Annotated in this window: 12 protein-coding genes; 10 read left to right on the top strand and 2 right to left on the bottom strand. The window is 55.6% G+C overall.

Features of this window, described 5'->3' with window-relative positions; translation table 11 throughout:
• Positions 1–147 precede the first annotated feature (147 nt).
• Positions 148–1,746, top strand: coding sequence for an ATP-binding protein (locus tag GCU45_RS15485; RefSeq protein ID WP_152399571.1), 1,599 nt, complete (start codon positions 148–150; stop codon positions 1,744–1,746).
• 49 nt (positions 1,747–1,795) lie between these two features.
• The gene (locus GCU45_RS15480; protein ID WP_152399570.1) at positions 1,796–2,071 is read left to right on the top strand and encodes a hypothetical protein; all 276 of its coding nucleotides are present in this window, start codon (positions 1,796–1,798) and stop codon (positions 2,069–2,071) included.
• 14 nt (positions 2,072–2,085) lie between these two features.
• On the opposite strand, the gene GCU45_RS15475 is transcribed toward GCU45_RS15480, so the two are convergent.
• The gene (locus tag GCU45_RS15475; protein ID WP_152399569.1) at positions 2,086–2,637 is read right to left on the bottom strand and encodes a GNAT family N-acetyltransferase; all 552 of its coding nucleotides are present in this window, start codon (positions 2,635–2,637) and stop codon (positions 2,086–2,088) included.
• A 153-nt stretch (positions 2,638–2,790) separates the two neighbouring features.
• A complete protein-coding gene (locus GCU45_RS15470; RefSeq protein ID WP_152399568.1) occupies positions 2,791–3,225 on the bottom strand; it encodes an Lrp/AsnC family transcriptional regulator in 435 nt (144 codons plus the stop codon).
• Between the two features lie 165 nt (positions 3,226–3,390).
• Between GCU45_RS15470 and GCU45_RS15465 the strand changes: the two genes are divergently transcribed.
• From GCU45_RS15465 to GCU45_RS15430, 8 genes are all read left to right on the top strand, one after another.
• On the top strand, positions 3,391–3,843 hold the full coding sequence (locus GCU45_RS15465; RefSeq protein ID WP_152399567.1) for a VOC family protein: 453 nt from the start codon (positions 3,391–3,393) through the stop codon (positions 3,841–3,843).
• A 175-nt stretch (positions 3,844–4,018) separates the two neighbouring features.
• The gene (locus tag GCU45_RS15460; protein WP_152399566.1) at positions 4,019–6,349 is read left to right on the top strand and encodes a helix-turn-helix domain-containing protein; all 2,331 of its coding nucleotides are present in this window, start codon (positions 4,019–4,021) and stop codon (positions 6,347–6,349) included.
• Positions 6,350–6,571: 222 nt separating this feature from the next.
• Positions 6,572–7,534, top strand: a complete 963-nt coding sequence (locus GCU45_RS15455; RefSeq protein WP_084204012.1) for an ABC transporter permease — start codon at positions 6,572–6,574, stop codon at positions 7,532–7,534.
• 12 nt (positions 7,535–7,546) lie between these two features.
• Complete coding sequence (locus GCU45_RS15450) at positions 7,547–8,446, top strand: carbohydrate ABC transporter permease (protein ID WP_089549307.1); 900 nt, start codon at positions 7,547–7,549, stop codon at positions 8,444–8,446.
• Positions 8,447–8,459: 13 nt separating this feature from the next.
• Complete coding sequence (locus GCU45_RS15445; RefSeq protein ID WP_152399565.1) at positions 8,460–10,133, top strand: ABC transporter substrate-binding protein; 1,674 nt, start codon at positions 8,460–8,462, stop codon at positions 10,131–10,133.
• Between the two features lie 16 nt (positions 10,134–10,149).
• Positions 10,150–11,523, top strand: a complete 1,374-nt coding sequence (locus tag GCU45_RS15440; protein ID WP_152399564.1) for an alpha-L-fucosidase — start codon at positions 10,150–10,152, stop codon at positions 11,521–11,523.
• A gap of 211 nt (positions 11,524–11,734) precedes the next feature.
• The gene (locus tag GCU45_RS15435; RefSeq protein WP_152399563.1) at positions 11,735–12,049 is read left to right on the top strand and encodes an ArsR/SmtB family transcription factor; all 315 of its coding nucleotides are present in this window, start codon (positions 11,735–11,737) and stop codon (positions 12,047–12,049) included.
• Between the two features lie 102 nt (positions 12,050–12,151).
• Positions 12,152–12,646 (top strand): SRPBCC family protein, encoded by a 495-nt coding sequence (locus GCU45_RS15430; protein WP_244364091.1) that lies wholly within the window; start codon positions 12,152–12,154, stop codon positions 12,644–12,646.
• Positions 12,647–12,792: the final 146 nt, after the last annotated feature.

Here is a 12,792-nt window from a genome sequence, read left to right as displayed (position 1 = left end):
GGCATTGACGGCTCTGCGGGAAGGGGATGATTTATTTTCAGGTAAAATCTTCATATTATGCGGACGCTTTCGTCCCAAAGGATGATAGAATAGAGGGAATTGAACGTCATCTTGGGATGGAATATCGGCATAAATGGGGTATAGGCAATGGATAAAGAGATAGACCAAATGGATGATCGGCAGATCATTGCAGCTTTTAACGCGCATTACAGGCAGCGGGGCCTCGATCCCGCCAAGTTTCCCGTTCTCAGCAAGCGCTACACCACAGAGGAACTGGAGGAACGGTTGTCCTTTTATAAGGAATATATTGATATCATTCTTTTTTTCGTCAACAAGTTTCTGTCGACCATTCAAGGGACCCCGATCCTGGTCACGGTGACCGACCAATGGGGATATCTGCTGGAATGCTACGGCGAGCCGATGTTTCTCGAGGCCATTGCGGGGCTGGGCATTACCAAGGGGGTCCGCTACAACGAGGAGACCGGCACGGGATCGGTCCCGCTGTGCCTGCGGTTTAAGCGTCCGTTCCAAACCTTGGGCGAAGAGCATTTCTTCGAGGCGCTCCATGGCATGGCCTGCTACTCGGCTCCTTTCCACCGGGAGGACGGGGCGGTGCTTGGAACGCTTTCCCTGATGACCGGGGTCGATTCGGCCCATCCGCACCTGCTGACCCTGCTGTGTACCATGGTTGATTCCGTTGAGCGGGAAATGCTGCTTCGCCGGAACAACGCCCACCTTCACACGTTGAACCAAGTGCTGCTGGAGGCGAATTATCAGGGGGTTGTCGTGACGGACGCCGCCGGCCGGATTATCGACATGAACGATCAATACTTGAGGATGCTCCGCTTAGACGGCGGGGACAAACATCTATACCTGGGCACGCCGGTGCTGGAGCACCGCCTGGTTTCCCCCTATTTCGAGCGGGTGCTGGCCAGACAGGAGGAATGCATCGGCGTAGAGCTGCAGGACACCCAGATGGACTCCGACAGCTATTATATGCTGGACGTTCTGCCGGTTTTTGATATGGGCGGCTGCCTTTGCCGCATTATCGGCACCCTGCGGGATATTACGGAAATGAAGAGGACCGAGGAGGTGCTGCGGAATACGGAGAAGCTGGTATTCGCCGGCCAGCTTGCGGTCGGCATTGCGCACGAAATCCGCAATCCCCTGACCACCGTCAAGGGCCTTATTCAGCTGGCGGGACCGACCTCGGGACTGCGGCATTATGACCTGATTATGTCGGAGCTGGACCGGATGAACCTGATCGTTGGCGAGTTCCTCATTTTAGGCAAACCGCAGGAAATCCGCTTCCGGGAAGATTGGTGCATGACGATTCTGCAGGAAGTGCTGAGCCTGATCGAAATCGAGGCGGCGAAGAACAATGTCCGCATCCGGTGCACCTGCATCCGGGAAGAGAAAATTTCCTGCGACCGCAATCAGATCAAGCAGGTGTTTCTGAACATCCTGAAAAATGCCATTCAAGCGCTGCCCGGCGGGGGCCGGATCGACATCGTGCTCGAGGCAGACGGCGGCTACCAGCGGATCCGGTTCATGGACAACGGAATCGGCATGCCCGAAGAGGTGCTGGAGCGGATCGGGGAACCATTTCATACGACCAAGCTGGAAGGTTACGGTCTGGGCATGATGATCGTGAAGAAAATTATCGCTTCCCACCGCGGCATCCTGAACATTACAAGCGAGCCCGGCAAGGGGACGACGGTGGAAATGGGACTGCCGATCGGCTGATCGAACAGTCCCTGATGGATAAAAATGGAGTTAAGCGAGGTGTCGCGAGATGAAGGTTATCTGGAATTTTGTAGAAATCGTCAGAAATGTCGTGTATTTATTCCTTGGTTTATGCGTGTGCGGGTTTGCAGAAAAAAACCTGACGGCGAGAATCGACGGCAGAATGGATCTGGTGCTGCTGGTGCTGCTTGCAGATCTGATGCTGCTGTTCGTCTTCCACCGTCAGGTCATCGGCCCGAAAGCCAACAAACTTCCCGTTAGAACGAGGAATTATTTAATCATGGCTGCGTTGCTGATTCTCATCGCGGTTTATATGCTGAGTTGACATCCCTTTGACCGCTAGAACAGCAGGTACCAGAAAACAGCCGTTTCCTGCGAATGCTCTTTAAAGCCCCGGTATAGATAAGAATCAAAGCCTCCAATAACAAATCCGCAGCTTTCATAAAATTGGCATGCCCGCACGTTGTTGCTCTGCGTCTCCAGCATGAGGCCGGGCGTGTGGCCGGCCTTGGCCCAGAGCACCGCCTGCTCGATCAATTTCCGGCCGATGCCGTGTCCCCGGGCGTCTCGATCCACCCGAAGATCTTCGATATAAGCGTACCCGTTCCAATTTTTCGCCAGCATGATCCGGCCGACGGCCCGATCTCCCGCTATGGCCAGGTAGACTGCACGGTCCGGACGGCCGATGTACTCCGACAAATTTCCGCTGTCGCCCTGGTCCGCCTCGTCGGGGTAGCTTTTTTGATAACTGGGCACGACGGGTTTAACCGTGTAACCGATCCCTTGGTCCGTAACGGACAAAACGAGCTCGGAATCTACCGTAAAGCTGCCGTCGATCTGAATGTGCTCCGGGTGGTCCCGGTCTGTCATTTCCCTGATCTGAATATCCATTTATCGTATCCTCCTGATTCGCGGTTGGATTTTGAACATAGGCCAAAATGTTACCGTGCAATCCGAAGGCGGGGCTCTGACTTAACGAAATACAAGCTGTGCCGTCATTACGGTTCTCCTCCTATTGGGCAGAATAAGGACACACCGGCTCTATCACAGCAAAATCCGGTGATCCAATATATTTTTCAGGCTGATATGCGATTTCGACGGGCCGAACCTTGCTAGGGCGTCCTGGAAGTCGGCTACCTCGTCCACGGACCCCGTCTGGACGTGAATGAGATAGTTGTACTCCCCGCTGATACGGAACAAGCCCGTCACTTGCTTGGACTGCGTGCAAAATTCCACCAGCTCGCTGCATTGCTCGGTCTTCATCAGGATAAAGGAGGTCGTTCCCCGCTGCAGCTCCCGCAAATTCAGATCCGTGCTGTACCCCGTGATCACACCCCGTTCCTCGAGCTTAACGATCCGCTCCTTCACGGAAGGCTGGGACATGGCAATCTGCTTGCTGATCTGGGCGATCGGCATTCGCGCTTCATGCTGCAGAAGCTTTAAAATTTTCAGGTCGATCTCGTCAACTGTCGTGCTCAAATTCGCCATCTCTCCTGTAACTTGATCTAAAGATAAGGTAAGCATACGAAAATAACTTATTTTATGCAAATCGGGAAGGACCAATTCCTTATTCCATGCATGTCGATCGCGAAAATGAATCTATAAAATAAAAACGGTACGAAAAACACAAAGGGAGAGATGGTTATGAGCGTGAAAGGACTGGCCCATGCGGCCATTCAGGCAGAGGATTATGAAGGAACGCTTGATTTTTATATCCGGGTTCTCGGGTTTACGGTCGGTCACTCCTGGAGCCTGCCTGCGTTTAAAATTAAGACGGCTTCGATGCTAGTTTCGCCTGACGGGCGGACCTGCATTGAGGTGTTCGACCGCGGCGCCGAGGTTCCGGCCGAGGGGGATAAGGCGCCTTCGCGCGAGGAAGTAAAGCACGGCGCCCTGCTGCATCTGGCATTCTACGTGGATCATGTGGACGAGATGGTGGACAAGGCGCTCGCTCACGGGGCGCGAATTTATGTGGAGCCGGGGAATCTGGAGCTGGGTGAGCCGCCGCTTAGGGTCCGCAATGCGGTCCTGCACAGCCCGAACGGCGAAATTATCGAATTGATCGAGGAAGTGGATTTTAACGTGGGAACCCGCTGAGGTTCTGTGTAAGATGGAGGCAGCCGAAGGTTTCGGCTGCTTTTTTGTATGTCATATAACCTTACAAACTCGTTGATAAAAAATATGAAAGCACTTACAATATGGTTATTTAGACATGTTTCGCGATGTGTTTTGTCGAATCGGCATCCCAGAATGAAGAGAGGAGAAGTGATCCATGCGATGGGCCAATGGATGGAAAATCCAGTACATTTTCGTTCGATTCATGATCCCTTATTTCTTGTTCATGCTGTTTACCCTGCTTGCAGGGGCCTTGTTTTACAGGCAAACCTATGACGTGGTGAAAAAGGAAGTCACGCACAGCAACCTGCAGATGCTGGATCAGGTGAAAGAAACGGTCGACAGCCGCTTCAACGAGATTAACCGGATTTCCCTGCAGCTGCAAAGCGATGCGGCCGTTCAAAGCTTTCAGCAGGTAAAGGAACCGTTCCGGGACACGACGGCGTACAAGGTGTACCGGACGCAAAAAAGCCTCTACAGCTACAATGCAGCCAATGGTTTTATTCTTAACTACTATCTGATCTTCAAAAATAGCGATTTGGCGCTATCCCCGGATTCCACTTATGAACTTCCCTCGTTCTATCGTTACATGTTCTCTGAACCCAGCAAGGATTACACGACCTGGAGGAACGATCTCCTTGGCCATTTCCGCAACCGGGAAATCATGTCGTCCGGATCCACGGTGTATCAAGGCAAGACGACGGATCTGCTGACCTATGTCCAGTCTCTCGGGTACCCCGGTCATATTCAGGGGGCGCTGATGATTCTGGTGGACAACCAGCGCCTGCAGTCGCTTCTTCGTGGAATCGACATATCCGACGGGGGCTGGGTATCCATCGTGGATGAGAAAGGACGCCTGGTTACATCCCTGTCAAGCGGCGGCATGGTGACCCGGCAAAGCCTGCCGCCGGGAGCGAAATCCGGAGTGATCGAAGCTTCAGCGGCTACCGGCGGCATGATGATGACCTATACCACCTCGTCCTACAACGGATGGTCCTATGTCGTCGCCCAGCCGCCCCATGTCGTCCTGAGCAAAGTGCTGGCCATCAAGCATACCACCGTAACCATTCTTCTTGCGTTCCTGATTTTTGGCCTCATCCTTGCCTATCTGTTCGCTACCCGAAGCGGCAGGCCGATCGTGAACATCACGTCTGCCCTGACGTCCCGGCTGAACGGCGGGGAATTGAAGCGGCCGAAGGATATGTACGGCTATATCCAGCACTCGCTCGCGCGCCTGATCGACAACAACGACGAACTGCAGCAGGAAATCGAGCGGCAGGCTCCGCTGCTGCGGGAGTCGTTCTTCGGGCGGCTTCTTCAGGGCGAATACCTGATGGCCGAACACGTCGAATCCTTGCTGAAGCATCAAAACGCCGATATTCAGGGCAGCGGCTTCGCCGTCGGAATCGTTCAGTTTCACCGCGGCGGGCACCGGTTTCAGGAGGAGGAGCTGCGGGAGCTCGATATCGAACGCGTCCTCATCCAGGATATGCTGGGCCGGACGCTGAAGGGCTGTCCCTTCACCTACCCGGTCGCCGAGGATAAAATCGCCGTCCTGTTCGTCAACGGACAAGGCGATCCCGGCACCTTCCGAAGGACGGTGGAACGGGAGCTGCAGCAGCTGACGCTGGAAATCAGCAGCCACGGGCTCCAGGCGGGCTTTGCGGTGGGAGGCTACCGCACCTCGCTCCTCGAAGTGCCGGAGTCCTTTGAAGAAGCGAGGCAGGCGCTCCCCCGGCTGTATGAGTCCGGGGCCGGCCAGTCCGTCTGGTTCGAGGATCTGGCCCATGATCACCGCGGTTTTTATTTTCCGGCGGAATCGGAAAACCGCCTTATGAATTACATCAAAGCAGGCGAAACGGAGGAGGTCCGGAAGCTGCTCGCCTCCCTGTACCGGGAAAATTTCGAGGAGAGGCACCTTCCCTTGGCGATGCAGCAGCTGTTCGTTCTTGACCTGGTCGGCTGCCTGGTCAAAGTGCAGGATCAGCTGATGGTGAAGGAGCAGGCGGACATGAGGCAGCTGCTGCAGCAGCTCGGCACGGCCAATCATCCGAAGCAGGCGTTTGATAACGCTACGGAGAGATTCGCGGAAATTTCGGACGACATCGATCGGCGCAAGAAGAGCCGCAACGTCCAATTGATCCGCGATACAGTGGACTACATTCATCACCAGTACGGACAGGCTGATCTCAGCCTGGATGCCGCGGCGGATCATCTGAATATATCCAAGGGGTATCTGTCGCAATTTTTCAAAGAGCAGACAGGGGTCAATTTTTCCGAATACGTTGAGAACATCCGGATGGATAAAGCCAAGCAGCTGCTGTCCGAGACCAGGCTGCCGATCCGGGATATTGCGCAGCAGGTCGGGTACCACGCGTCCAGCACCTTCTGCCGGGCCTTCAAGCGCGGCAGCGGCATCAGCGCAACGGCGTACCGCGATATCGCACATAAGAAACCGGCATCCCCTCTTCACCGTCAGGATGCATAAGCGTTTTTGGGCCAGGGATTTCCTGGCCTTTTCGCTTTCACGAGAATACCTCGCCAGCGGCCGGCTGCCTAAGGCAAATACGCCCGAATCTAACCAAATGTATACAAGCCGGGCAAAGGTCAACGGCCTTTCTGAACGAGGGTAAACCCGCCGGGGAACAGGCAATTTACACCTTGGGCGGTCCCGGTCTATGCTGGGTCCATTCAAGGGGGTGAAAGTGAAATGAGCTTGTCGGTGACCGAGCGAAAGACCAGGGCAGCGCGCAGGACGGGAAGGAGACCCGCCGTAAAGAAGCTGATCCACAGCTGGCAGTTATACGTGCTGATGGCGCTGCCGCTCCTGTATTTGATCATTTTCAAGTACGTACCCATGTATGGCGCACAAATCGCTTTCAAGAACTTTATTGTGACCAAAGGCATTTGGGGAAGCGAGTGGGTCGGGCTGAAGCACTTTGAGCGCTTTGTCCACTCGTACGACTTCTGGAGGATTTTGAAAAACACCCTGATCCTCAGCTTTTACAACCTGGCTGCGAGCTTTCCGTTTCCCATTCTGCTGGCGCTCGGCCTCAACTATTTGCGGGGGCGGGTGTTCAAGCGGGCGGTGCAGATGGTCACGTATGCCCCGCATTTCATCTCGATCGTCGTCATCGTCGGGATTATCCGGGAGCTGCTCGACCCGAGAACGGGTATCGTCAACAAGCTGCTCGGCTTTATCGGTGTGGGGCCGGTCAATTTTATGGGCGAGATTTCGATGTTCTCTTCCATTTATGTCTGGTCGGATGTCTGGCAGCATGCGGGCTTTAACTGCATCATTTTCATTGCGGCGCTTGCCGCGATCGACCCTGCCTTGCATGAAGCGGCCGTGGTCGACGGGGCCAGCAAGCTGCGCCGGATGTGGCATATCGACCTGCCCGGCATTATGCCCATGGCGATCATCCTTCTGATCCTAAGCACCGGGCATGTGCTCGACGTCGGCTTTGAGAAGGTGCTCCTTCTCCAGAACCCCATTAACCTGAAGGCATCCGAGATTATCGACACGTACGTGTACAAGGTCGGTCTGACCTCGCAGGTGGCGAATTACTCGTACTCAACTGCCATCGGCTTGTTCAAGTCGGTCATTAACCTGGTGCTGCTCATCGTGGTCAACAAGATCGCTCAGCAGTCGAAGCAGGCAAGTCTGTGGTAAGGAGGGAAGCCCATGAACGGCACGTTGCGCAATGATTCCCGGGGGGACAAGGTGTTCTCACTCGTGAACGGCGCCATCGTCACCCTGTTTTTTATCAGCGTGCTCTATCCGATCGTGTACATCGTCAGCGCGTCTTTCAGCGACTCCAATGCCGTTGTGTCCGGCAAGGTATGGTTGTGGCCGGTTCGTCCGACGCTGGAAGGCTATGCCGCCGTGTTCGACTACAAGATGGTATGGACCGGATTTAAAAACTCCGTCGTCTACACCGTGACAGGCACCGCCCTCAACGTCTTCCTGACGGTGCTGGCCGCTTATCCGCTGTCCCGTAAAGACCTGTACGGCAAAAACGTATTCATGATTCTGTTCATGTTCACGACGATGTTTACGGGGGGACTGATCCCCAGCTATCTGCTGGTGCGGGAGCTCGGTATGCTCGATACGATCTGGTCCATGATCATTCCGGGAGCGCTGACCGTTTGGAATGTCATCATCGCCCGGACGTATTTTCAAATGTCCATACCGGATGAGCTGCTGGAGGCGGCACGGCTGGACGGTTGCAATGACTTCCAGTTTTTGTGGAAAGTGGTCATCCGGCTGTCGGGACCCATTCTCGCCGTGATTACGCTGTATTATGCGTCGGCCAACTGGAACCAGTATTTTAACGCGATGATTTATTTGAAATCCCAGGACCACTACCCGCTTCAGCTTGTGCTTCGCGATATTCTGATCCAGAACGATGTCGACACGGCGATGCTGGCGGCCGATCCGCAGGATGCGGCCCGCAGGGAGGCACTCAAAATTTTGCTGAAGTATTCCTTGATTGTGATTTCCATCTTTCCGCTTCTGGTCGTGTATCCTTTCGTTCAGAAATTTCTGGTAAAAGGCGTCATGATCGGCTCATTAAAGGGATAAGGAGATGATCGGTGTGAAAAGAAAGTTCCTGTCTTTGCTACTCATATCCGCGGTCATGATCGGCCTGCTCGGCGCATGCGGCAGCGGGGATTCGGGGGGTGCGCCGGCGGCGGAGCCGGGTGCCGGTGAAGCTGTGAGCGATGCGGGCGTGTTCCCGATCGTGAACGACAAACTAACGCTCAAAGTCATGATCGGCGCCAATCCGGCCGTCGAAGATTTCAACACAAACGAATTCACCAAATACTTTGAGGAGAAAACGAATATTCATGTGGAGTGGGAAATCGCCACCGCCGAGAAGCTCAACCTGGCGCTGGCGAGCGGCGACCTGCCGGACGTCATCATGAGCATGAACGTCACACCGGAGCAGCAGGCGCTGTACGGAGAACAGGGGGTCATTCTTCCTCTGAACGATTACATTGAGAAATACGGCCTGAATACGAAAAAAATGTTTGAGGAAAGTCCGCTGGTCAAACCGACGATCACCTCGGCCGACGGGAACATTTACGCCCTGCCGGCTCCGAACGAATGCTACCACTGCTCCATGCGCCAGAAGCTGTGGATCTACGAGCCGTGGCTGAAGGCGCTCAATCTGGAGATGCCGACCACGATCGATGAATTTTATAAGGTGCTGAAGGCGTTCAAGACCCAAGACCCGAATAAAAACGGGAAGGCCGACGAAATCCCGTTCTCGGGAGCGCCGCAAACGACGCAAAATTCAACCCTGACGACGAGCGTGGAAAACTTTCTGATGAACTCTTTCACGTATGCACCGTATACGCGGATGTATGTGAATGATGAGGGCAAAGTCGACGTTCCGTTCGTCAAGGACGGTTGGAAGGAAGGGCTGGCCTTCCTGCACAAGCTGTACGCCGAAGGCTTGATGGATCCGCAATCGCTGACCCGGGATCCCGCGCAGCTCGTTCAGCTGGGGGAAAATCCGGACGTGCCGATTCTGGGCGCCGCCTCCGGCCCCAATATGAGCGTGCTCACCCAACTGAGCGGTGCTAGTGGCCGGTGGAAGGATTATGTCGCCGTACCTCCGCTGAAAGGCCCGGAAGGGCTTCAGGTGACGCAGTACGATCCTTACCAGGTGGCTCCGGGGCAGTTCGTGATCACGAACAAGGCGAAAAATCCGGCGGCGGCCTTCCGCTTCGCGGACGCCCTGTACGACCGGGAAACGACGCTGCGCTCTACGATCGGGGAGCCGGATAAGGACTGGAGATGGGCCAAAGACGGCGAAATTGGATTAAACGGCAAGCAGGCGGTCTATAAAGACATGTCCCAATTCGGGGTGACGCAGAACAAGCACTGGGCGCAAACAGGCATCGCCTACCGTCCGAATTCGCTGCGCCTCGGCGCCGTGGAGGATAAGGAGAACCCGCTGGAATCGATCCTGTACAACGAGACGAAGACCAAATACGAGCCTTATCGTGTCAAGGTGGAGACGGTGCTGCCGCCGCTCAATTTTACAGTGGACCAATCGCAGGAGCTGGCTGACCTGTCCAAGACGATTTTCGATTACACGAACGAAATGATGGCGCGGTTCATTATCGGCGACGCCGACCTCAACGCTCAGTGGAACGAGTACCAGTCGACGCTGAAGAGCATGGGGCTGGACCGGTACCTGGAGATCTACCAGGAAGCGTATGATGCGCGCAAATCCGTGACATCCGAGACCCAATCGTAAGGAGGAAACTTCGATCATGACCGCTATTCAATCGCAAGCCTTTACCGTTCCGGACAAATGGAAGTGGTTTACCGAGAGCCGTTACGGGATGTTTATCCATTGGGGGCCTTACGCGCAGTACGGGCGCGGGGAACAGGTGCTGTTCCGTGAGCATTTGGACCACAAGGAGTATGCGGAGCAGGCCTGCGCATGGAACCCGGAGCATTACGATCCTGAATTGTGGGCCTATACGGCGAGAAAAGCCGGGTTTAAATATGCCTGCTTTACGACCCGGCACCACGACGGCTACTGCATGTGGGACAGCGCTTATACGGACTACTCCAGCGCCAAGCAGGCTCCGCAAAGGGATTTTGTCCGTGAATACACCGAGGCCTTCCGCAAGGAGGGGCTGCGGATCGGACTGTACTATTCGTGGATCGATTGGCGGCTGCCGGCGTATTTCGACGGTCCGGCCAAGGATCCGGAGGGGTGGGAGAAGGTCCGTGCCTATCTTCACGCCCAAGTCAAAGAGCTGCTGACGAACTACGGAAAGATCGACCACTTCTTCTTCGACGGAGTATGGCCGCGGAATGCGGATGATCTGCAAAGTGTGAAGCTGGTGGAGGAAATGCGGGCGCTGCAGCCGGATATTCTTATCAACAACCGGCTCGGTTATTCCGCCGCTCATGACGGGTATCGGGCCGATGGGGGCGTGGGTGCCGGCGATTCCGATACGCTCGGCGACTTCGGTACCCCGGAGCATGTGATCCATGCCGAGCAGAAGCGGCTGTGGGAGTCGTGCCAGGTGACGACGTGGCGGCTCTGGAGCCATGTAATCGGCGAGCGGTGGCGTCCGGCGGACGTGCTGCTTGATATGCTCTGCGAAAGCGCCGAGAAAGGCGGCGGCCACGGGGGCAACCTGCTGCTCAACGTCGGCCCGACGGCGGACGGTCAGCTCCCCCCTGAATTCGTGAAGCGTGTGCTGGAGATCGGGCGCTGGCTGGAGGTGCACGGCGAGGCGGTGTACGGCACGGACGGAGGCTCCGTCACCGAGTTTATCACCCGCGGACGGCAGACGACCCGCGGCAATAACTTGTATTTGATCATCCGGTTCTGGGATGGCCGCCCGGACATGAGGCTGGCCGACTTGAACACCCGGGTGAAGGGCGTCACGCTCCTGACCACAGGTCAGGAGCTCGCGTTCGAACAGAACGGCGATGAGCTGTGGATTCACGGGCTGCCGCGGGAGGCGCCGACGCGGCTCTTCCCGGTGATCCGCGTGGAATGCGAAGGCAAGCCCGAGGCGAATCAGTGGGGCAGGGAGCGGCTGTGGGAAGGCGATCCCGCCCGGGTAGCCGATTGGGCGCGCTTACGGGGCACATCGGTATTCGCCGATGGTGCCGAGCGGTAGCTCTGCCGGATTTAACTAAAATGCAAACCCTGACCCTGTAACCTTAGGGACATCTCATACTAGGCAGCCGTATGCTTTTTCCTTGGAGCCTTTCTTCCGAGGAAGCGTGTGCTGAGCCTTGGAGGGATGGCCCTTTTGTGGTGGAAGAACGATACAGCATTATTCTTTATATTCCTTTACATTTATATAACCAAAGGGTAATATAATAAACATGAACACGGACAAACTGTTTGAAGCGTTATCCGAACCGAACCGGCGGAGCATTCTGGAATACTTGCGAGTGCAGGACCGCTCTGTGGGGGAGCTTGTGGAGCTGTCGTCCCTAAGCCAGCCGGGGGTGTCCAAGCATTTGCGGATTCTGCGGGAAGCGGGGCTTGTGACCGTCCGCAGCGATGCCCAGAAGCGGCTGTACAGCCTGAACGCAAAGCCGCTGGAGCAGCTTGACGATTGGCTCGGGCCCTACCGCAGGTTCTGGTCCAGCAAGCTGGATGACCTGGAGCGCTTCCTCAATGAAGATGAGCCCTGAGCAGGAAATAACCGCCGCAGGGGTATGGCAAAATTTTAGTTCGATTGGGTATCCTGACGGAATGACAAACTTTAAGGAGCATGTGAAAAAGGAGGATCAGCCGTGAATTCCAATGAATTGGCTGTGGTTGAGCAGGACGAGCAGGGAACCCGCGTGCGGTTCGTGCGGCATTTGAAGCATCCGGTGGAGAAGGTATGGGCGGCACTGACCGAGAATGACCAGCTGAAGCAGTGGTTTGCGGAGCTTCGCGTCGAAGATTTGCGTGAAGGCGGAGTCATCTCATTCGATATGCAGGACGGTACTTATGAAAAGTTCGAAATTTTGGAGCTGAAGCCCCTGTCGGTACTTGAGTATACCTGGGCGAAGGACCGCGTCCGGTTTGAGTTGTATCCCGAGCAGCAGGGCTGCCGCCTCGTCCTGATCGAGACGATCGTCCAAGTCACCGATCATACGCCTAAGGACGTTGCCGGATGGGATGTCTGCCTGGACGTTATCGAGGCGCTGCTCGACGGTCGGACCATTGCTTCCCGGAAGGACATCTGGGAAGGGAAATATGCGCAATACCGCACGCGGTTTGCGGAGCTGCGTCAGGGATAAGCCATGAGTGGCAGGCAGCCGATTTGTAGAGCCAAGGAGCTCCCAGTCTAATAGGACTGGAGGGCTTTTTTTGGCGTGGCGTTGGCGTTGGGGACGATCTTCAGCCGGCGTTTCGGACACCTCAAAGTGCACAGTCGACGGGCCGA

It is taken from the genome of Paenibacillus cellulositrophicus (assembly GCF_009363095.1).
Lineage (GTDB): Bacteria > Bacillota > Bacilli > Paenibacillales > Paenibacillaceae > Paenibacillus_AQ > Paenibacillus_AQ favisporus.
Note: the sequence above shows the minus strand (reverse complement) of the source record. Positions and strands in the feature narration are given on the sequence as shown.

Bases quoted from the DNA above. Each gene is read 5' to 3' on its own strand.
- GCU45_RS15485 (WP_152399571.1), top strand. From the start codon at position 148: ATGGATAAAGAGATAGACCAAATGGATGATCGGCAGATCATTGCAGCT.
- GCU45_RS15480 (WP_152399570.1), top strand. From the start codon at position 1,796: ATGAAGGTTATCTGGAATTTTGTAGAAATCGTCAGAAATGTCGTGTAT.
- GCU45_RS15475 (WP_152399569.1), bottom strand. From the start codon at position 2,637: ATGGATATTCAGATCAGGGAAATGACAGACCGGGACCACCCGGAGCAC.
- GCU45_RS15465 (WP_152399567.1), top strand. From the start codon at position 3,391: ATGAGCGTGAAAGGACTGGCCCATGCGGCCATTCAGGCAGAGGATTAT.
- GCU45_RS15460 (WP_152399566.1), top strand. From the start codon at position 4,019: ATGCGATGGGCCAATGGATGGAAAATCCAGTACATTTTCGTTCGATTC.
- GCU45_RS15455 (WP_084204012.1), top strand. From the start codon at position 6,572: ATGAGCTTGTCGGTGACCGAGCGAAAGACCAGGGCAGCGCGCAGGACG.
- GCU45_RS15450 (WP_089549307.1), top strand. From the start codon at position 7,547: ATGAACGGCACGTTGCGCAATGATTCCCGGGGGGACAAGGTGTTCTCA.
- GCU45_RS15440 (WP_152399564.1), top strand. From the start codon at position 10,150: ATGACCGCTATTCAATCGCAAGCCTTTACCGTTCCGGACAAATGGAAG.
- GCU45_RS15435 (WP_152399563.1), top strand. From the start codon at position 11,735: ATGAACACGGACAAACTGTTTGAAGCGTTATCCGAACCGAACCGGCGG.